This is a genomic window from Lentimicrobiaceae bacterium (assembly GCA_023227965.1).
GTDB lineage: Bacteria > Bacteroidota > Bacteroidia > Bacteroidales > JALOCA01 > JALOCA01.
In genome coordinates, this window is record JALOCA010000014.1 from 1 (window position 1) to 22,046 (window position 22,046).

Genomic DNA, 22,046 nt, shown 5'->3' on the forward strand with positions numbered 1-22,046 from the left:
AAAAGAGATCAGTATAACAATGTGGTATCCTTTAAATTAATATATATTTTCAACGAAAACCTTGAAAACTTCGACAAAGTAAAAAAATAGGAACATAACTAATGACAAACCCTACTACGGACTTCTGGATTGAACATCTTAAATTACAGCCCCATCCTGAAGGAGGTTGGTTTCGCGAATTTTACCGTTCGCAGGAAATACTAACCCGACAGCATCTTCCCGAAAGATTTTCGGGGAACCGCAATTTTTCAACAGCGATTTATTATTTACTTCAGTATCCTGATTTTTCGGCTTTTCACAAAATAAAAAGCGATGAAATCTGGCATTTTTATGCTGGCGATTCCCTTGTAATCCATATTATTACACCCGAAGGGGACTATCATGAATTGTCCTTGGGATCCCATCCAGAGAAAGGGGAACAATTAACGGGTGTGGTTTCACAGGGTTGCTGGTTTGCCGCCTCACCTAAGTATGCAGGTGCCTATGCACTTGTGGGCTGTACAGTATCTCCCGGTTTTGACTTCAGCGATTTTGAATTGGCAAACAGAAGTGAAATTCTGAAGTTGTTTCCTCTACACCAAAAAATTATTACTGAGTTTACCCGGGAAAAGTAAATGAATTATATGCTTGATTGCTGGATAGCTATATGTCTATGTAAAAAATAATAGGAATTATCTGGCGAAGCTACGAGTGCAGAAATAAATAAAAATCTTTTGTCAGTGAAATATATTCATTAGTATATTTGTCATCAATAGTGAGGATAGTCAGGTGATTTTCCGTGGAGACCCTTTTCTTCTTCGAAAATTCCAGCAAAACCCGGCTAGTCCTTTTCCCTTCTTTTGGAATAATTTCCGTTTTTCTTGTCGTTACAAAATTATTCAACAATGCTTTTTGTTCGAATAATGAAAAAATTTCTATGGGGGCTATCACCGAAAACAGACCCTCTGGTGATAATAGTTGATTTACGGCATTGAACAACTCTTCCGGAGGCAAATTGTCGTTGTGGCGGGCAAGATTTTTCCGGTAAGTGGAAGCTTTCAGAGATTGATTAAAAAAAGGAGGATTGCATACAACTGCGTCAAAAAGACCAGGTTGGCTGTTTGTAAATTCTTGTAACGAAGTGTGAATTACGGTGATTTTTTGGTGCCATTTACTCGATACAACGTTAGCAATGGCTTGTTGTACAGAAAGAAAATCAATATCAATAGCTGTAACCAAGGCGTTAAACCTTTGTGCGAGCATCAGGGAGATAATACCGCAGCCAGTTCCTATTTCAAGAATAGGTCCGGCATGGGAAACATTTGCCCATGCACCTAACAAAACGGCATCAGTTCCCACTTTCATGGTACTTTTGTCGTGCTCTACGGCGAATTGTTTGAAATGAAAGGTTGTTGCCAATGGGTAAATTAAAGATAAATATCTATAAGTCCTTCAGGTGATTTGATGTATAAAGTTTTGTTTTCTTTATCTATGCGTGTGATAATTTCGTCGGCAACAGGTATCAGAATTTCTTTGTTCAGAAAAGAAATGCTTAAAATAGCCTGGTGGGGATATTCAAGCACTTTCTGTACAATACCGGTTTCTCCATTTTTGTAATCAATTACTTTATAGCCAATAACTTCATGATAATAAAACTGATGGGCTTGCAATGGGGGAAGCATATGCAATGGGAGGTATAAATTCATGTTGACCAGTATTCCTGCTTGATCTGTGGTATTAATGTCGGTAAGTGAAACAGTGGCGTTGTTAGTGTGTTGGAAGCTGATTTTTTCGATAAAAAAAGGTACAAGATCGCCGTTAAGGTCAATAAAAACGGAGGAAAGATTTCTGTAGGAGTTGATATCGTCAACATCCAGAAAAAAAACTACTTCGCCTTTTGTGCCGGAAGTTTTGGTTATTTTACCCAAGTAAAAACAATCCTGAATGTTCATAAAAAGTGAATTCGGAAGCGAAGATATAAAAAAGGCTGAGGTATTGCCTCAGCCCAGAATTTTTTTTTAGAGAAAGATTATTCTGTTTGTGCGGGTTCTTCAGCAGCGGGTTCTTCATTCGCAGCCGGAGCCACTTCTTCAGTTGCAGAAGCTTCTTCTTTTTCTGCTTTTTCTGCAGCAGCTTTGGCGGCATATTTCTTTGCAATAGCCTGAGCCTTGGCTTCGTTTATTTTTGCTTCTGCTTCAAAACGTTTTTTCTTCTCTTCTTTTGTTTTGAGTTCGTTTTCTTTTGCTTTGCTAATTAATTTAGATTCTTTATCAGCAACCCATTCTTTGAAACGTACATCGGCTTGTTCCTGCGTCATAGCGCCTTTTTCAACACCTTTTTGTAAATGTACTTTCAATAAGACACCTTTTTGACTGAGAATTGTTCGCACGGTCTCCGTGGGCTGAGCTCCAGTACGAATCCATTGTATGGCTTTTTCAAAATCAATTTGTACTTCAGCGGGTTTTGCTATCGGATTATAGGAACCAATTTTTTCAATAAATTTACCATCCCGAGGTGCGCGACCATCTGCAATTACAATATGAAAAAAAGGCATGCCTTTTTTACCAAAACGTTGTAACCTGATTTTTGTGGGCATTTTTTAAAAATTATAATATGAATAACTAAGTTTAATTAAAACGGCTGCAAATTTCGTAAAAAAATCCTGAATAACAATGCAACCCACTTTTTTTAATTATTTATCAACAAAATGACGTGCCTGTTCTATTTTACCTATTTTTACCTTTACGGAATAATAGATACAACTACTTCATACATAGTTTACTTATGAGCACTTTTACCCATTTGCATGTACATACGCAGTATTCAATTCTTGACGGTGCTGCCAAAATTGAAAAACTTTTCAGCAAAGCAAAAAACGACGGTATGGAAGCACTTGCCATTACCGACCATGGAAATATGTATGGTGTTCTCGAATTTTGTGAAAAGGCTAAAGCAAATGGAATTAAACCCATCATTGGTTGCGAAATGTATGTTGCACCTCATGGCAGATTTAATAAACAGGGGCGGCAATTCAGAAGCGGATTTCACTTGATTTTATTGGCAAAGAACCTCACAGGTTATCGTAATCTTTCTATTTTGTGCTCGCTGGGTTTTCTTGAGGGGTTTTATTATACACCTCGTATTGACAAGGAATTACTTAGTAAATATAGCGAGGGACTAATCGCTTCTTCTGCTTGTTTAGGAGGCGAAATTCCGGAAATAATTCGCACACAAGGTGTAGAAAAAGCCGAAGAAATACTTAAAGAATATATTGAAATATTTAAAGATGATTTTTATCTTGAACTAATGCGGCATGGTATTCCCGAGCAAACGGATGTAAACCGGGAACTTATTGCATTGTCAAAAAAATTAGGCGTAAAAGTCATTGCAACCAACGATGTGCATTATGTTGACGCTGATGATTATGATGCCCATACAATACTTATATGCCTGAATACAAACAGAGAACTTGATGAAGAAAACGATATGCACTATACGGGGCAGGAATATCTGAAAACGCAGGAAGAAATGAAAGCGCTTTTTTCGGATGTTCCCGAAGCCATAGAAAATACCCAAAAAATCGTTGAAAAAATTGAAAACTTTTCCATTTTTGCAGAAGACGTTGTACTTCCGGTATTTCCGCTTCCCGATAATTTTACTGACGAAAATGAATACCTGAAATATCTTACCTATGAAGGTGCAAAACGATTGTATCCCGAAATTACAGAAACACTGACAGAAAGAATTGAATATGAATTATCGGTAATTAAAAAAATGGGGTATCCGGGCTATTTTCTTATTGTACAGGATTTTATTAATGCTGCAAGAAAAATGGACGTTTTGGTAGGTCCTGGAAGAGGGTCGGCAGCCGGCTCGGTAGTAGCTTATTGTATCGGTATAACCAATGTTGATCCCATAAGATATAAATTACTCTTCGAACGTTTTTTGAACCCCGACCGCATAAGCATGCCCGATATTGATGTGGATTTTGATGACGAGGGAAGAGATAAGGTACTAAAATATGTTGTGGAAAAGTATGGAGAGTCAAAGGTTGCTCAAATAGTAACCTTTGGTACAATGGCTGCAAAATCAGCCATACGCGATGTGGCAAGAGTACTGAAACTTCCTTTGCCGGAAGCTGATAGATTGGCTAAATTAGTGCCAGAAAGGCCAAATGTTTCACTCGAAGATGCCTTTAAAGAAGTTCCGGAACTGGCACAGGAAAAAGAAAAAGGGAGTGAATTAATACGTAAGACTCTCAATTTTGCACAAAAACTCGAAGGTTCCGCACGCCATACCGGTACACATGCCTGCGGGGTAATCATTGGACCACAGGATTTGATAAACCACCTTCCTATGGCTACCGCAAAGGATTCAGAACTAATGGTTACCCAATACGAAGGCAAATTAGTCGAAAAAGTGGGAATGCTTAAAATGGATTTTCTGGGCCTTGCCAACTTATCCATCATCAAGGATACAGTACAAAGCATTTACGAACGACACAACGTAAAGATTGATATGAATACGTTGCCTATGGACGACGAGCTTACCTACCAGCTTTTTCAACAAGGAGATACCGTTGCAACTTTCCAGTTCGAATCGGAAGGTATGCGTTTGCGATTGAGGGAGCTGAAACCTAACTGTATTGAAGACCTCATTGCCATGAATGCTTTGTACAGACCGGGACCTATGGAAAATATCCCCAATTTTATCAATCGTAAACAAGGTAGAGAAAAAATTGTGTACGCGCATCCTCTCCTCGAGGGTATCCTGAAAGATACCTACGGCATCATGGTGTATCAGGAACAGATTATGCAAATTTCACAGGCACTTGCAGACTTTTCTGGGGGCAAAGCCGATGAATTGAGAAAAGCGATGGGCAAAAAGAACATGAGCACGATAGAAAAACTCAAAAAAGAATTTATCGAAGGCTGCGGGCAAAAAAGTATTGAAGAAAAACTGGCAATCGAAATTTATGAACTGATGGGTGAATTTGCCAAATACGGATTTAATCGTTCGCATGCAGCAGCTTACTCCATTGTGGCTTACCAAACAGGGTACCTAAAAGCCCATTATCCTGCCGAATACATGGCTTCGGTACTTACCCATAACCTCAATAACATCAGTAAAATAACATTTTATATTGAAGAATGTAACCGCATAGGAATTAAGATATTAGGTCCAGATGTGAATGAAAGCTATCTTAACTTTAACGTAAATGTAAAAGGACATGTACGTTTTGGACTGGCTGCAATAAAAGGGGTGGGAGCTTCGGCTGCCGAAGCAATAATAATGGAACGAAAAAAAAATGGTGTTTTTAGAAATATTTTTGACTTCGTAAAAAGAATCAGTCTAAGGGCTGTAAATAAACGTTGCCTCGAAGCGTTAGCTTATGCGGGTGCGTTCGACGGATTTAATGCTACCCACAGGGCGCAATTTTTTTATAAACCTGCTGATAACGACACCACATTTATTGAAAAACTCATCAAATCGGCTACCAATTTTCAAAACCGGCAGGACAGTTCACAACATTCCCTTTTTGGAGATGTCGTTTCGGAAGATTTTACTGAAATTCCCATGCCGGTGTGTGAGCCATGGCCAATGCTGGAACAGCTTAAAATGGAAAAGGAAGTTACTGGCTTTTATTTTTCGGGTCATCCCCTTGATGATTATAAATTTGAAATTGAAAATTATTGTAATGTGAAACTTGCAAGCCTGAAAAACGACTTGAAACCCCTCGCCGGACGAACATTATACTTTGCGGGAATTGTTACTGCCTCAGCAAGCAAAACCACGAAAACAGGGAAGCCTTTTGGCAATTTTACCATTGAGGATTTTGAAGAATCCTATTCTATTTCCCTTTTTTCGGAAGAGTATTTAAGGTTGAAACACTTTCTTGAGGTCGGACACTTATTGTACATTACAGCTATCGTTCAGCCCAGATTTAGTAATCCTGATTTGTTGGAAATGAAAGTGCAAAATATAATGCTATTGCAGGATGTGATGGAAAAACTTACCCATACAATTACTGTTAGTATTCCGGTAAGCCTGTTTACTGATAAATTATACGACATACTTTCTGGAATTTTGAAATCCAATAAAAAAGGTAATAGCAAAGTTAAATTTATTTTTAACGATGATGAAAGCAAGCTCAGCGTTTCGATGAACCCCTCTAAATTAAAAACGGATGCTGCTGAGGTTATTTCCGCATTGTATCACGAAAATTTACTAAAACTAAAAGTAAATTAATATTGTAATGTAAATAGCAGAAATAAAAAGTTGATTATCAAAAAACTGATTTTTATGATAGAGAGGATGCATCCATCCTGTACTGAATTTTTTTTTGAGATGCTAAAATATTTGTCGAAAATAAATAATAATGTAATTTTGGAAAACACAAAAAGTAACTTCTTAATATATAAAAAATGGCAATAGAACTAACCGACAGCAATTTTGAAGAAATTGTACTCAAGACTGATAAACCCGTTATTGTTGATTTGTGGGCAGAATGGTGCGGTCCCTGCCGCATGGTAAAACCCATAATAGAAGAATTGGCAGTAGAATACGATGGAAAAGCAGTAATAGGGAAACTGGATGTTGACAGCAATCCCGGAATCACAGCACGCTTTGGCGTAAGGAATATACCCACAATATTATTTTTTAAGAATGGCGAAATAGTTGATAAACAGGTAGGGGCAGTCCCAAAAGCCGTATTGGTTGGTAAATTGGAAAAACTTTTCTGATAGCTTTAGTTACTGTTTTCTGATAAATTGCTGAAAGGATTTTTACAATAAAAAGTCCAAAAAATTGTTATATATGCACTTCTAAAATTATTTTTTAGTGGAATATACTCTTGATAGAAATCAAATTCAGCAGTTTGGTTCACTCGAATTTTTAGCACGTCAGGTAGTGGAGGGTTTTATTACCGGACTGCATAAAAGTCCGTTTCATGGTTTTTCTGTTGAATTTGCCGAACATAGACTGTACAATACTGGCGAATCTACCCGTAATATTGACTGGAAACTTTACGGGCGTACCGAAAAATTATTTGTCAAACGGTTTGAAGAAGAAACGAACCTGCGTTGTCAGATTATCATTGATAATTCATCTTCAATGTATTTTCCGGTACGGGAAACACATACATCCGAACTTCCCGATAAAATTACTTTTTCCGTTTATGCTGCGGCTTCCCTGATGTATCTTTTGCAAAAACAACGTGATGCTGTGGGTCTGAGCATTTTTTCAGGCACAATTGAAAAACATATCCATGCCCGTTCAAGCTCTGTTCATCATAAACATCTGTTTTCGGAACTGGAAAAACTGTTGCCACCCTTACCACCGGAAAACAAAAAGCAAACCTTTGCTGTTGAAGCATTGCATTATATAGCCGAAATGATTCATAAACGCTCGTTGGTTGTTATTTTTAGTGATATGATGGACAGCGGAGAGAATCAATCGGAATTATTTTCGGCTTTACAGCATTTAAGACATAATAAGCATGAGGTAATATTGTTCCATGTGATGGAAAAGCAAAAAGAACAAAATTTGGTATTTGAGAATCGTCCCCTGCGGTTTATTGATTTGGAAACCGGTGAAGAATTGAAACTCAATCCTGCCGAAATAAAAAAACAGTATGTGCAGACAATGCAAAATTTTTCGCGTGAACTTTCCTATAAATGTGGTGCGTATGGAATTGACTACGTCGAAGCGAACATAAATCTCGGATATAAACAAATTTTGTTGCCATATCTAGTAAAAAGAGAAAAAATGCATTAATGTATGAAGAGGATAATTTATTTAGTTCTTATTGTTTTTTTGGCTTCAATCATAAAAACTTCTTATACACAGCATCCCGGAAAAAATAAAACGGAAGAAGCTAGTTTACAGGAAGCAATTAAGGAATTGCCACATTACTATCATTTTATTAAAACCATGAAGGAAAATGGTTATGTATTTTGGGACTTTAAAACCTATTGGGCGGCAGACAAAACAAAACTACCTCTGAAGCTTATAGTTATAAGGCACGATGTGCATGAACGTGATGTAAAATATGCTTATTACAGTTATTTTATTGAAGAAAACCTTATAGGAAAAAATACGGCAACTTATTTTGTTATGCTCGATGCACCCGATGAAAAAAGTGACAGCTCTATTCAGCACAGATATCTGCAACTAATCCATTTTTTGAAAGAAAAAAAAGAAGATGTGCAACCGCATATTTCCCCCCTCGATCTGTATGTGCATGCATATTCTCCCAAATGGGCTGAGCAATACACGGGCGATTTGCAGAATGAAGCAATTAACAATTATATGATTGATTACAGAGGCAACAATATCAAAATAATTGTAAAAAAGAAAGATGTTTTTAATCTCTCTTTCATTAACCGCCGGATGTCTGCACTTTTAACGGCTTACAACGATGAATGGTTCAGAAAAACCGGGCTGAAAGCAGAATACTATGCCGCCCACGGAAGTAAAATACCCATTAACCTTACCCTTATCAACAATCAGCATTTGCTCGACCAACGTGATTTGCTTAAAAAGGGAATCTATAAATTTGATACTTATAACTCACAGATAAGTAAATATTTAAATTATCTTAGTGATAATTCAGGACCAGGATGGATTGAATATCCCCAGCAAATTTTACCAGGCAGATACCAATTTCTGATGCATCCGGCTGTATGGAATGATGTTTCGCTGGTAAGGACGCCCGACATCAAGGAAGATGAACTGTTTTTTGAACCACATCATGACGGTTTGTACTAAAACCATTTTATTTATAAAAAAAGAAGGTATTGCTATTATCGTTTGAACAGCAACTTCCAATTTTGTAATTTTGCCAGGTAAAAAATATATTCATGAGTCTTTCGTGTGGAATTGTGGGCTTGGCAAATACCGGCAAAACAACTTTATTTAATTGCATTTCAAATACAAAAGCACAAACTTCGGCTTTTGCATTTAGTTCGTCAAAATCTAATATCGGAATCGTAAACGTGCCCGACAGCCGATTGTTTGCTATTGATGCATTGATTCATTCAGCAAAAATTGTTCCTACAACCGTTGAAATTGTTGACATTCCTGGTTTGGCAAAGGGGTCGAGCAGGGGAGAAGGCGTAGGGAACAAATTCCTGGGCGACATACGGAATGTAGATGCCATCATCCATGTACTGCGGTGTTTTGAAGACCCTAACCTGCCGCATATCGAAGGCTCCGTTGATCCTGTCCGTGATAAGGAACTGCTCGATTTTGAATTGCAGGTGAAAGACCTCGAATCGGTTGAGAAAAAGATAGCACGTTACGAAAAGCTTGTAAAAGCAGGCGATAAAGAGGCAAAGCATGTTCTCGAAGTTTTAACTATTTATAAAAACCACTTCGAGAATATGCAACCAGCCCGGACAGCACCAGTATCTGCCGAAGACCGTAAACATGTTGCCGACCTGTTTTTACTTACCGACAAACCCGTTTTGTATGTTTGTAATGTGGATGAAGCATCTGCAGTTTCGGGAAATCGTTTTACTGAAAATGTTATTGCTGTGTTTGATGAAGAAAATGCCGACATCCTCATAATTGCTGCCGGAATGGAAGCGGAAATTGCCGAACTGGACGACGAAAACGACAGGCTTGATTTTCTGCACGAAGTGGGATTAACCGAGCCCGGGGTGAATAAACTGGTACGTTCGGCTTATCATTTGCTGAACCTGCAAACCTTTTTTACTGCCGGACCCAAAGAGGTGCGTGCATGGACAATAAAAAAAGGGATGACGGCTCCGCAGGCGTCGGGGGTTATACACAGCGACCTTGAAAGGGGTTTTATCAGGGCGGAAGTGATGAAATACAACGATTTTATTACCCTGAAATCGGAACATGCCTGCAGGGAAGCCGGCAAGCTATACGTGGAAGGGAAAAACTATGTAGTGGAGGATGGTGACATTCTCCATATACGGTTTAATGTCTGATGTGGACAAATGCTATCCCTTGTAGCGGTCGCCCGGCTTAACCGGGAAAACACATCCCAATTCAGTCTCAGCTAAAGTATTGCCTATTATTATCGCTTTAAGCAATTAGCGTTTGTGCAAAGACATGTTCGTTTTCGTACGTAGTTTTTATTCTCTTCGAACATTATTTTATCAGCTAATTAATGAACTGTTTATAAAATTCATTAATACAGTAATTTGTATTTTTGGTACGATTAATACTTTTCTGGATTGAAATGGTAAGATTATGTTCAGAAATTATTTTAAAATAGCCCTGCGCAACATTCTTAGGCAAAGAATTTATTCTATCATAAATGTGATTGGATTAGCTACCGGATTGCCTATTTTTATCCTGATCATGCTGTTTATAAACGACCAGCGGCAATACGATAAGTTCAATAAAAATTACAATCAGATTTACCGTCTCGATTATTCGGATTGGAGCCTTTTGGGTACGGCTTACGTGGATGATATTCTCCGGGATTTTCCGCAAGTGCAAAAGGAGCACGGACTGCTTTCAATAATCCTGTGATTAAATACAACGATAAACGCATACGGGTGAATGATTTCCTTTTTGCTGATTCGTCTGTTTTCGACATTTTTTCTTTTTCGTTTATCCTTGGTAATCCTAAAACAGCGCTAACCGACTCTTTTACCATCGTCATCACCGAAAGTACCGCGCAGTTGTTTTTCGGAAACGAAAATCCTATAGGTAAAATGTTGCGTTACAACGATCAGTATAATTTCCGGGTAACCGGCGTGATAAAAGATGTTAATCATTTTCACCTTTCGGTCAATGCGTTGGCATCTTTTACCAGTTTGCCGATCGTATATAATAACAAAGATTTTTTAAAAGTCCGTGGCAATTGGAACTATCCGACATATTTTCTTATTCCCGGCAAGTTTGATATCAAAGCATTTGATCGTAAAATCAATTCGTATTATAAAACCCAGGATGATTGGAAAAACGATGAGCCTCAATTTCACCAAGTTAGTATTGATTGCTACAGTTATTGCCTGGCCTGTGGCGTGGTTTTCCATGGATAAATGGTTGCAGGGTTTTGCTTTCCGCATACAAATATCCATGTGGGCTTTCATCGCCGCTTTTTTGATTGCATGGTTTATTGCTCTTTTCACGGTGAGCTACCATGCCCTGAAAGTGGCAAATACCAATCCGGCTGAAGCGCTTAAGTATGAGTAAATGTTTTACTTCCGACTCGAGATTAATCATAATTGGTTAAATATCCGGCAATATGGATATAGCCGGGTTTATGGCGTGTCGAGAGAAAAATGGAAGGTTGTTCCTGCACCCTGCCGACTGCTTACCCAAAGGGTGTTGTTGTGTTTTTCGATAAATTCTTTGCACAGGATAAGCCCCAGTCCGCTTCCTTTTTCGTTGGCAGTACCTTCGGTACGTGCCTTACGGGCAATATTGAACAGGTCGTTTACAGTTTCTTCATCCATCCCAATTCCATTATCTTTCACACGAATTTCTACTTTATTGTTTCCGGTATTTTGACATTCAAGAATTATTTCCGATTTGGGGTACGAAAACTTGATGGCATTCGATACCAGATTGCGAATTATGGTTTGCAGCATACGTTCGTCGGCAAGAACAATTGTTCCAGACTGAATAAGAGAAACTAATTTGATATTTTTTGGGGTAGTCTGTACATCCAGCAAAACAAAGGCTTCTCTTACTAAGATAGCAATATCTAAGCTGACGGGATTATACACAATATTTCCGCGTTGTATATTTGCCCATTCGAGTAAATTTAGCAGTAATTTATACGTGTTGTCAGCCGTATCCCTGATGCTTTTCAGGAAAGTTTTCATTTCATCCGGATCGGTTTCTTCGAAATCTTCATATAGCAAATCAGCCAGTCCTTTAATGGATTGGAATGGGCTTCGCAGGTCGTGGGCAATTATTGAAAAGAATTTATCCTTGGTGGCGTTGGCTTCCTGTAATTCTTTGGAATATTTTTTAATTTGTTCTTCCTGCTTTTTACGGATGGTAATATCCCTGAAAATACCGAATGTCCCGATAAATTGTTTGTTGTTGTCGTATTGCGGAGTGGCTGTTACCAAAATGACTTTTTCTTCGCCAAGCTCGCTTTTAATTTTTAATTCGTAGCTGTCTTTTCCGCCGACAGATCTGTGGTTGGTTTGCGATTTAACAAATGATATTTGTTCTTTATCAATAAAGTCTAAAATGCTTCTGCCGATTAACTTCCCCTTTTCTACGTCAAAAATTGCTTCAGCCATGGGATTAGTAAAAACAAATATTTCGTTTGTGTTTACTATTCCTACTCCTTCACCCATTGATACAATCAGGGTTTTATACTGTTCTTCGCTTTTTTTGAGGGCAATTTCGGAAAACCTGCGCTGGAAGGCTATTGCACATTGGTTTGTAAAGGCTTCTATTGTTTTAACTGGAAGAATTTCATCTTTTTTTACAACAAGTGTTAAATTGCCGTACAATTCGTTATGCCATGCAATTCCAACACGATATACATCGGTTACCTCGACGACTCTGTTCAAAATCCTTATTACTTTGTCGGGTAAATGAAAGAATGTAGTATTTTGGATGTTACTTTCCAACTTAAAAACCTTTGCGGTTAATAAATGGGCATACGCTTTGGGGTGAGCATTAAGGTCAACGGTAAAATCCGGAAGGTAATTTTTTATAAGATCAAAATATTCCTGTACTTTGGGAGTACCTGTAGTGTACACTTCATTAGTTAATATACCGGTTTTTGCATCGAATGAGTTGGCTGCAATAAAATAATTGGGAAATAAAAGGCTTATCCGGTTACAAATGTAGGAATAGATATTATCGGTACTGCTCATGGCAACAAAACCTGTAGCTGATTCGGAGAGAAATTCAATGTTTCGGTATTGTTGTTTTACTTTTTCTTCGATGGCTTTTCGTCGGCTTATATCGTGCATGGTTCCTTCGGTACCTATGATATTATTCTCGCTGTCTTTGATCCAATGCGAGTTTAAGGATACCCAAATTACGGAATTATCTTTGCGCTTAAACTGTATTTCATATTCTATCAACATTTCTTTTTTTTGAAGAAGGTTAATATATATGTCTCTGTCTTCAGGGTTGTAATAAAACTGCGAAACCGGTGTTCCTATGAGTTCTTCCCGTGAGTAACCTGCAAAAAGGGTAACAGACGGGCTGATTTCGGTTATGATATTTTCCATATCAACCTGGAAAAAGACGATTAGCAGATTATTAAATATTTTTTCAAACTTTTCCTGGCTCTGCATTATCTCTTCCTCCATTTTCTTACGGAGCGTAATCTCACGAATAATAATAATATGCCCTGTAAATTGCGCGGAGTCATTAAAAATAGGATGGCAACTTATTTCAGAGATGAACTCGCTACCATCCTTTTTTATCAGAAAAAACTCAATTGTTGTAGAGCATGTTTCTGTGTTGGCAATATTAAATTTCTCGGCAAAATAGTTTTTATGCGAATCTACAACGAAGCTGAGCAGGTATTTACCAACTATTTCTTCTTTATTGGTATAATCAAATAACTGAACGGTTTTTGAGTTACATTCGGTTATTTTGCCTTCAGCATTTATAATAAGCATGGCTTCGGGCGAAATATGAAAAATTTCTTCGTAATTCATCAGCATATAATTTTATTTACTAATGGCCAGATACCCGGGAAAGAAGAGGATACTTTGCCTTTTTAGGCAGGGCTGAACCAAGGTATAAAGATACAAAAAAATACCTGAAAGTTCTTCAGGTATTTTTCTTATTAATTGATGGGATGATGTTCCTTGAATTTTTTCAAACGAAATTCCAGGTCGGGAAATTGGTTACGCTGTACCAGGGAAACACAGGCGCGAAGTCCTTCAGTATGTTCGCTTCCGGTAATGGCAAGCGAAATGGCGCTGATGCCATAATAAAGCAATTCTTCAATCAGTTGCGCTCCGGTCATTCCGGGATAGGAAATGGTAAAATAGAAACCATCGGCAATGGGGTATCCATTATCTTTGTCGTACACAATGGTGAACCCGTTATCGGTGAATAATTGTTTCATGATATGGGCTTTTTCGCCGTATTCTTTAACACTGTCAACAAAATTTAACTTCCCGTCGTTGGCGGCTTTAAACATGGCGGCGAGCGCATATTGCGGCGAATGGGAAGTGCCAGAACTTAATGCATATACAGTACCATATATCATGGCTTTTCCGAAGACGTCGAACGAATAATATTGCAATAACTTGGGAAAACGGGAGTGAAATAAATGGTCGGAAATTGCCATAATGCCGATACGCTGTCCGGCATAACTAAATGCTTTGGAACTGGAAATAAAAAGTATGTAGTTGTCTGTGTAATTAGCTACCGAAGGCTGGTAAGGCGGTTGTCCGGGATGTGAATAATCTTTCCGGAAATCCATCGCAAAGTAAGCAAGGTCTTCCAGTACAACGATGTTGTATTTTGTTGCCAGTTCACCAATGGTGCGCAATTCTTCGTCGGTAAAACAAATCCAGGAGGGATTATTGGGGTTGGAGTACAGCATGGAATGGATATTCCCTTTGCAAAAATACGATTCCAGTTTTTCGCGCAGTTTTTTGCCCCTGTAATTATACACGTCGAAGCTTTCATATTTAAGACCTAATACATGGTGCTGCTGTTTGTGTACGGGAAAACCGGGGTCAATGAACAGGGTAGTATCTCTGCCCTCATGTATCCGTGAAAGGGTAAGAAAGGAAGCAAATCCTGCCTGCATGGAGCCTACCGTGGGGATGCAACCTTCGGGACTAACATTGATGTTAATAAACATTTTAATAAACAGCGAAGCCTCTTCTTTCAATTCGGGTATGCCTTCAATGTCGGGGTAGATGGCGGCAATTCCTGTTTTTAGGGCTTTTATTTCTGCATCAATGCCTATTTGCGATGGCGGAAGCCCCGGAACTCCCATTTCCATTCGCACAAAACGTTCTCCAGTTTCGTTTTCGATACAATTGATGAGCTTTTTAATTTCACGGATGGAAGCTTTTTCTACTTTACCATTCAAATTTAATTCTTTGATTATACGGCTGACAGCCTCGTAATTTATGGGTGTATCTTTCATTTTATAATATATAAATCATTAAAAATCCATCAGTTTCTGTAACAAAACTTCATGGGTCAAACTTATTAGAATTATTTTGAAATAACAAAAAATATTTAACGGCAGCCGTTGTGTGCCTGAACAATGTGCAATACCTGGGTGGGATTGGGTTTGTGATGACGGGTCAAAAAGCTATAAGCGCCATAGACGAGAGCTGTTCCGCCTCCCACTGTAAGGAAAATCTGTTTATCAAAATTATTTGCAACTATGATGGCAATGGCAGTAACAAAAATTGCAGGAAGGGCTATCCGTTCAATTTTTTTATGATACCTGTTGGTTCTGAATTTCATTGCCATATCGTAAGCCTTCGGACAATCTTTAAGATATTTGGTGGCAAATTCCTGAAAATTAGTGATGCGAACCAATTGAAAAGTATCCGGCGCAACGGTAACAAAATAATGATAATCGTTGCGATAACGATGTCGGCTTTCGTCTTCTGTAATCATGGTATTACGGTAGCCCAAATTTTTGGGATCGGAGGTAATAAATTCCACATCTTCGTAAATATGCGGGAGATTACGACAAAAGTAAAAGCTCATTTTGCCGTTATTTACTTTTTCGGCAAATACATAGTTGTTTTCATCAATCTTTACCGAACGGTAATATTTCCCATCTTGCGAAAAACCGAAAATACGACTTGCCGGGTAAATACGTTCGGTTTCATATTCTGCAAGAAACTGATCAGTGAAGTTTTTCCGATAAAGTGCATAACGGATCAGATTGTCGTCGGGCGAAAGATAAATAGTCGTTTTGACGTAATCTTCAAATAAGGGGTTGGTGAGATCGGGAGCAACAACCACCTTGGTAGTATCTTTTGCAGGGGTGTTACCTTCATTTTTATCATAAATCTCCACTACCTGCGCCTTGCCGAATAGAGACACCAGTAACAACAAAAAGAAAATAAAAAGCTTACTTTTCATCCGAAAATAATTTGTTATTAATATGCCGGATGGAGCTCGCATGTTATTATTTTCATGCAGGTTTGTGTTTTTATATAAACATGCTCGGTTCATAAAAATTTAATTTGTTTAGCAAATATCTCATTCTTCTTTTCTTCTATTAAAAACCTTTGAGACCTTTGTGAAAACCGCTACTGTGCTTTGTGGTTAAATTTTAAAATATTGAAACACAAAGTTCGCAAAGAATAAAAATTCAGCACCTTTATTTTCTAATAACTACTAAAAACAGATGCAATTTTAATCTTTTTATCTATATTTTCTATCATATCTTGGGTGTGATAGGTAATAATGATTTCTTCGCCGGGCAAAATATCAAAATAATTATCCGAAAAGAATCCCTTTCCCTTCGAAAGAGAAAGAAAAGCATTCTTTACCAAATTCTTCGATTTCAATTTAATTTGAAAACCGTCGCCATGGGGCACTATTGTATAGCTTATCTCCGGGTTGGGCAGGTTAAGTTTCTTTATAGGAAGGAAATAAAAGATATTTTTTGCAATTACTGCATCGTCGTTGGAAAGGTTTGCCTGTAATAAAATGTTATTTTTTAAGCTGCTATCAATATATTCGTCTGCACTGAAAGTAAAGAGTATTTTGCTGCTGTTTGCCGGAACATTCACCTGCTGAATGATTTTTTTATAAACCTTTCCGTCGAAATCCATTAGTTTCAGTTCCAGTTTTGCAGGTAAATCCTGTAAGCGGTCGGAAACGGCATACACATTCACTTTTCCGCCTTCTTCTACGGTAGAAAGAATCACATTCTCATAGGTTTTCTTTGCAAAATAATGTAATGCTTTCCATCTCCCCAAATAGTCAACGGACGACCAGGAAACCACTGGCCAACAGTCATTCAACTGCCAGTAAAGCGTTCCCATGCAGTAAGGTTTTGCCCGGCGGTGAGCTTCTATTGCAGTACGCATTCCTTCTGCCTGCAAAAGCTGGCTCACATAGGTATAACTCTCAAAATCTTTAGGCTGACGGTAGTCGCGTTCCAGGTAAGTTTGTATGGTTTCAAATCCTGTCTGATGTTTCTGATGTACTTTTAATACATCAGAATACAAAAAACGATCTGTCGGCGATGTGAAAGAATCAATGGTTTGCATGCTTGGGAATCCCTGGAAACCATATTCCGACATAAAATGCCCTATCTTTTTTCTGTAAACACTGAAGGGTTCCATTCCCCACCAAACACCCCAGTAATGACTGTCGTCGTGCGTCAAGCTTTCTTTCCGGCCCCAGCCGTAAGTAGGAGAGGAGGGATGGTAATACCTTCCGGAATCAAACTCGTAAACCAGTGCCGGAAGCATTTCTTCAAATATCTTCTGATAGTTATGCCAGATATTTGCCGAGTCTTTCTTCGAGTAACGGTACTGTTTTTGCCAACCCCAGTTGTGCCAGCCTTCGCTCATCTCGTTGTTGCCACACCAAAGTGCCAGGCAGGGATGATTTCTTAGTCTTGTGATGTTGTCAATGGCTTCGGCTTTCACATTTTCCACAAAAGCACTGTCGCCCGGATACATACTACAGGCAAACATAAAATCCTGCCACACAAGGATGCCGTTTTCGTCGCAGAGATTGTAGAATTCATCATTTTCGTAAATGCCACCACCCCACACGCGAAGCATATTCATGTTTGCTTGCTTCGCAGATTGAATGATTCGTGAATAAGTTTCTTTTCCGGTACGGGCTAAAAAATTATCCGAGGGGATATAATTGGCACCTTTCATAAAAATAGGAACACCATTTAACTGCACATAAAATCCGTTTCCTGTGCTATCCGTTTGCCGGATGATTTCCAGCTTGCGAAGCCCGGTTCTGATAACGGTATCCTGCCTTTCTGTGGTAGTTTTATTTAATGTAATTTGAATATTGTAAAGAAAAGGTTTCCCCAAACCGTTAGTCCACCATAGTTTGGGGCTGTGAATCAGAAAGGAAATACTCTTTTCATTGATTCCGGGGAAAAGTTTTACTGATGTTTCTGAATATACTTCTCCAGAAACGGTATCAGAAATTTTAATGGTGATATTTTGTTCTTGAGTAGATTCAATTTCAAGATTGGCATTTAATATTGCAGAATCAGGAGTAAGTTTTTGTTGTTGGATTTGCGCCTGGCGTAAAACGAAATCATTCCATGCAAACAGGTAAACTGGTTTCCAGACACCTGTGGTAACCAGACGTGGTCCCCAGTCCCATCCGAAATGATAAGCAGCTTTGCGGGTAAAAACCTTTTCATCTCCCGGAAGGGTGTAAGGAAGTTTCATGGCTTTTAGTTTTCCCAGCCTTACCGGCGAAGAAAAACGGATAAAGATGGTATTGGTGCCTTTCTTTAGCCGTTTGGTTACGTTTTCGCTCCAGGTACAAAACATATTATCTGCCTGAAGCAATGGAATCCCGTTCAGCATCATACTGGCATAGGTATCCAGTCCTTCAAACACCAATTCGATATGCTGAAAATTAAGCATGGTGCTGTCAACAACAAAACTACATTGGTATTCCCAGTCTTCGTTTTCTATCCATTGAACCTTCTTTTCATTCTCACCAAAGAAAGGATCTTCAATCTGCTTATTATTCAACAAATCTGTATGTACACAACCGGGGACAGTAGCTTGCAGCCATTTGCTTCCGCCAGCGCGTTTAAACTGCCAGTGCTGGTTTAACTCTGTTTTTTTTACAAAAGGATTTTCCTTTTGGGCAAAGGCTTGTCCAAACAACAAAGTGAGAATAAGCGGAAGTGCAAGGTTTCTAAGACTATTCAATTTGTAAAAATATAGATAAATTATTGATTTTTAAATTTGAAATAAATATTCAGGGTTAATCATTTTACCAGATATATTTGGCCGTTCTTAAAGTAAAATAAATCGAAGTTCCTTTACCATTTACCTTTTTTTCATCCAGAAGTCCATCTTTTTCCATGGTTATTCAATGGTTATTTCATCTGCAAAAAGCCAGCTTTTATCACCAGCACCCGGATGCCATTCAGGGCAAACGCCACGATTTTGGGCAACTATTTTAATAAAGCGGACGGTAGTGTTCTTGTAGCCCATTGCAAATGTATGAATAATACCGCCATCCTGTTTTTCAGAAACAGGGTTGTTTACAGTTTCGGCATTGAGAAATGTACTGCCATCCTTCGAAACATAAAAATCAACTTTCTTAGGCATAAAAATCCATGCTCCCTGATCCTGAAGAAAATTAATGGAAATTTTTTCTACTGGGGTTTCTTTACCGAGATCAACTACTACATCTAAATCAACGCCCTCATAACCTTGCCATAAACCGGTATGGAAATTAGTATTCCCTTTCAGCCCGTCAATAAGAGCCTCATTACCACCGGCAGCATATTGAGGGTTGTATTTGCTGTTTAGTTTGATAGTAACACCGGATTTACGCTTTCCAAAAAAAGAGGTGATGATTTTACTTGGGAAATAGTCCGGAGCTTCTGCAAAAGCTTTTAACGTGGTAGTATTTTTAATTACCAATGGCTCTTCGTAAACTGGCGAAGCAATGGAAGGTGTTGAACCATCAAGTGTATAATGAATACGTGCAGAATGGGTTATGCAGCCAAGTTCTACCTGCATGGAATCGGCAAAAGTTCGTTTGCCTTCTTTTACAAAAGGTACTGCTACCACTTTATTATCGCGAATCTCTGCTACCGGAACTTCCTTTCCCCATTCTTTGTTAGGCTGGGTGCTCATGTTAAAAATCAGTTTTCCACCTTTTTCAATCATCTCATAGGTGATAAAACACTTATTATAAGCTTTTCCGTTAAAAGTAGCTGACTGTATGTAGTAATTATTGGCATCTAAATTTTTAGCTTCGATAGAAAAGTCTTTTCCATTTTCGAGATGCAGAGTAACTTTTTTAAACATGGGGGTTCCAATAGCATATTCATCTGCTGCCGGAGTTACCGGATAAAATCCCATGGCACTTAAAACAAGCCATGCCGACATTTGCCCGCAATCTTCGTTGCCACACAGCCCATCGGGAGCGGCTGTGTACATTTCTTTCATGATGCGATGTACCATAGCCTGGGTTTTCCAGGGTTGTTCCGCGTAGTTGTACAGGTAAGCCATGTGGTGGCTGGGTTCGTTTCCATGCACATACTGACCGATTAAACCTGTAATGTCGGGTTGTTCTCGTCCTGAGATTTCTGATTTGGTAGTAAAAAGATCATCCAAACGTTGAGCAAATTTGTCTTTACCACCAAAAAGTTGCATCATTCCGCTGATGTCCTGTGGGGCGTAAAAAGTATATTGCCAGGCATTGGCTTCGGTGTAATTGCTATTCACTTCTTTAGAGTCAAAAGGGAAATACCAGCCTCCATTTACTTTAGCCCGCATAAATCCGGTAGATGGATCGTAAAGATTTTGATAGGACTGTGCACGCTGTATGAACTCTTTATAAATATCTTCTTTTTTCATTTTTTTTGCCATCTGGGCAATGCACCAGTCATCGAAAGCATATTCAAGAGTCTTGGAAACAGATTCGCCATCATCATCGGTACTCAGAAAACCCACTTCACGGTATGCTTTTCCGCCTCTTTCATCCAGCATAGCACTACTAACCATTGCATTGAGTGCTTTTTCTGCATCAAAACCACTAACTCCTTTTAAATAAGCATCAGCAATTACCGGAATGGCATGATGCCCTATCATACAATCAGTTTCGTTGGCGGCAAGCTCCCATACCGGCAATTTGCCTCCTTGTTCGAACTGTTTAATAAAGGTGTTGATAAAATCGGAAGTGCGTTTGCGGTCGGTAATGGTGAGCAGAGGATGCAGTGCACGATAGGTATCCCAAAGCGAAAAAACAGTGTAATAATCAAAGTTTTCCGTCTTATGGGCTTTAAAATCTCTGCCAAGGTATTCTCCATTCACATCCGAATATGAATTGGGGCTAAGCAAAGCATGGTAAAGTGCTGTGTAAAACACCTCTTTCTGATCGTTGGAACCACCTTCTACCGTAATCTTACTCAGTTCTTTATTCCAGCTTTCTTCGGCATTGTTTCGCACATCTTTAAAGTTCCAGCCCGGTATTTCTTTTTCCATATTCAATCTTGCATTTTCCATGCTTACAGCAGAAATCCCAACTTTCACCAGGATTTGTTCTCCTTTGTTGGTGATAAAACTTACAGATGCTTTTACATTTTTTCCGTTAGTTTCATTTAGATAGGAATTTAACTGATCGTTGACAGCGATGGTCGAACGGTCGAAAGGCTTGGAAAATTTTGCAACAAAATATACTATCTGGTTGTCAGCCCATGCCTGCGACCGGCGATAACCTTCTATCTCGTCTGTTTTGGAAAAATGAATGTAAGAATCCAACACTTTATCGCGGTGCGAAAGATCAATGATGATATTGGCATTCTTACTTTCCGGAAAAGTATAACAATGCAATCCGCAGCGTGCAGTTGCTGTAAGTTCTGCTTTTACATGTCCTTTATTTAACAAGACACTATAGTAACCGGCGGAAGCTTCTTCATTTTCATGAGAAAAAGAGGAACAATATCCTTCTGCCATGTTTTTAGGACTGCCCCTTTTCCAAAATACCTTGCCAACTGTTGGCATCAGCAAAATGTCGCCATAGTCGGAACAACCGGTACCGCTAAGATGCGTGTGGCTGAAACCGTAAATTATCGTATCGCTGTGATGATAAGCTGAACAGCCATCCCAGCCATCAAGGCGGGTATCCGGGCTTAACTGCACCATGCCAAAAGGTACACTTGCACCAGGGTAGGTGTGTCCATGTCCACCGGTTCCGATAAAGGGGTTGACATATTTTGTAGGGTTACCGGAAAGTATAGGATGATTACTATTTGAAGAAAAGTGGTTACCGGTAGTGGAAAAAGTTACAAGAATTATCTGGATTATAATAACCGCTGAGGTTAATATTTTGTATTTGTGATTGCTGTATTTTTTCATTTTTTCTTGGATTTAACGCTCCGAATTTAACAATATATCCGATATGCCATTTTCTTTGTAATAAGTTTTGTA

General features: G+C 38.7%; 16 protein-coding genes. 8 read left to right on the forward strand and 8 right to left on the reverse strand.

The window, feature by feature from the left end:
- Nucleotides 1–101 precede the first annotated feature (101 nt).
- Nucleotides 102–614, forward strand: a complete 513-nt coding sequence (locus M0R21_06380) for a cupin domain-containing protein (protein MCK9617448.1) — start codon at nucleotides 102–104, stop codon at nucleotides 612–614.
- Between the two features lie 70 nt (nucleotides 615–684).
- Here the strand turns inward: M0R21_06380 and M0R21_06385 are convergent, their stop codons facing one another.
- The 3 genes from M0R21_06385 to M0R21_06395 all read right to left on the reverse strand — a co-directional run bounded on the left by M0R21_06385 (nucleotide 685) and on the right by M0R21_06395 (nucleotide 2,575).
- Nucleotides 685–1,398 (reverse strand): methyltransferase, encoded by a 714-nt coding sequence (locus M0R21_06385; protein ID MCK9617449.1) that lies wholly within the window; start codon nucleotides 1,396–1,398, stop codon nucleotides 685–687.
- An 8-nt stretch (nucleotides 1,399–1,406) separates the two neighbouring features.
- The gene (gene rimM / locus M0R21_06390) at nucleotides 1,407–1,931 is read right to left on the reverse strand and encodes a ribosome maturation factor RimM (protein MCK9617450.1); all 525 of its coding nucleotides are present in this window, start codon (nucleotides 1,929–1,931) and stop codon (nucleotides 1,407–1,409) included.
- A 77-nt stretch (nucleotides 1,932–2,008) separates the two neighbouring features.
- Complete coding sequence (locus M0R21_06395) at nucleotides 2,009–2,575, reverse strand: 30S ribosomal protein S16 (protein ID MCK9617451.1); 567 nt, start codon at nucleotides 2,573–2,575, stop codon at nucleotides 2,009–2,011.
- Nucleotides 2,576–2,763: 188 nt separating this feature from the next.
- Between M0R21_06395 and dnaE the strand changes: the two genes are divergently transcribed.
- The 7 genes from dnaE (at nucleotide 2,764) to M0R21_06430 (ending at nucleotide 11,003) form a co-directional block, all read left to right on the forward strand.
- Complete coding sequence (dnaE, locus tag M0R21_06400) at nucleotides 2,764–6,228, forward strand: DNA polymerase III subunit alpha (GenBank protein MCK9617452.1); 3,465 nt, start codon at nucleotides 2,764–2,766, stop codon at nucleotides 6,226–6,228.
- 176 nt (nucleotides 6,229–6,404) lie between these two features.
- Complete coding sequence (gene trxA, locus M0R21_06405; protein MCK9617453.1) at nucleotides 6,405–6,722, forward strand: thioredoxin; 318 nt, start codon at nucleotides 6,405–6,407, stop codon at nucleotides 6,720–6,722.
- Nucleotides 6,723–6,819: 97 nt separating this feature from the next.
- Entirely contained in the window at nucleotides 6,820–7,755 is a 936-nt protein-coding gene (locus M0R21_06410) for a DUF58 domain-containing protein (protein ID MCK9617454.1), read from the forward strand.
- Nucleotides 7,756–7,758: 3 nt separating this feature from the next.
- Entirely contained in the window at nucleotides 7,759–8,748 is a 990-nt protein-coding gene (locus M0R21_06415) for a hypothetical protein (protein MCK9617455.1), read from the forward strand.
- Nucleotides 8,749–8,840: 92 nt separating this feature from the next.
- Nucleotides 8,841–9,938, forward strand: a complete 1,098-nt coding sequence (gene ychF, locus M0R21_06420) for a redox-regulated ATPase YchF (GenBank protein ID MCK9617456.1) — start codon at nucleotides 8,841–8,843, stop codon at nucleotides 9,936–9,938.
- Between the two features lie 265 nt (nucleotides 9,939–10,203).
- Nucleotides 10,204–10,488 (forward strand): hypothetical protein, encoded by a 285-nt coding sequence (locus tag M0R21_06425; GenBank protein MCK9617457.1) that lies wholly within the window; start codon nucleotides 10,204–10,206, stop codon nucleotides 10,486–10,488.
- On the forward strand, nucleotides 10,485–11,003 hold the full coding sequence (locus M0R21_06430) for an ABC transporter permease (protein MCK9617458.1): 519 nt from the start codon (nucleotides 10,485–10,487) through the stop codon (nucleotides 11,001–11,003). Before M0R21_06425 ends, M0R21_06430 begins: the two co-directional genes overlap by 4 nt.
- 222 nt (nucleotides 11,004–11,225) lie before the next feature.
- Here the strand turns inward: M0R21_06430 and M0R21_06435 are convergent, their stop codons facing one another.
- From M0R21_06435 to M0R21_06455, 5 genes are all read right to left on the reverse strand, one after another.
- Nucleotides 11,226–13,604: a PAS domain S-box protein gene (locus M0R21_06435; GenBank protein ID MCK9617459.1), complete on the reverse strand. Its 2,379-nt coding sequence runs from the start codon at nucleotides 13,602–13,604 to the stop codon at nucleotides 11,226–11,228.
- Between the two features lie 131 nt (nucleotides 13,605–13,735).
- Nucleotides 13,736–15,058, reverse strand: coding sequence for a pyridoxal phosphate-dependent aminotransferase (locus tag M0R21_06440; GenBank protein ID MCK9617460.1), 1,323 nt, complete (start codon nucleotides 15,056–15,058; stop codon nucleotides 13,736–13,738).
- A 95-nt stretch (nucleotides 15,059–15,153) separates the two neighbouring features.
- Entirely contained in the window at nucleotides 15,154–16,017 is an 864-nt protein-coding gene (locus tag M0R21_06445) for a hypothetical protein (protein ID MCK9617461.1), read from the reverse strand.
- Nucleotides 16,018–16,265: 248 nt separating this feature from the next.
- Nucleotides 16,266–18,809 carry a glycoside hydrolase family 2 protein gene (locus M0R21_06450; GenBank protein MCK9617462.1) on the reverse strand — a complete coding sequence of 848 codons (2,544 nt, stop codon included), beginning with the start codon at nucleotides 18,807–18,809 and terminating at the stop codon, nucleotides 16,266–16,268.
- 159 nt (nucleotides 18,810–18,968) lie between these two features.
- Nucleotides 18,969–21,974 (reverse strand): GH92 family glycosyl hydrolase, encoded by a 3,006-nt coding sequence (locus tag M0R21_06455; protein MCK9617463.1) that lies wholly within the window; start codon nucleotides 21,972–21,974, stop codon nucleotides 18,969–18,971.
- Nucleotides 21,975–22,046: the final 72 nt, after the last annotated feature.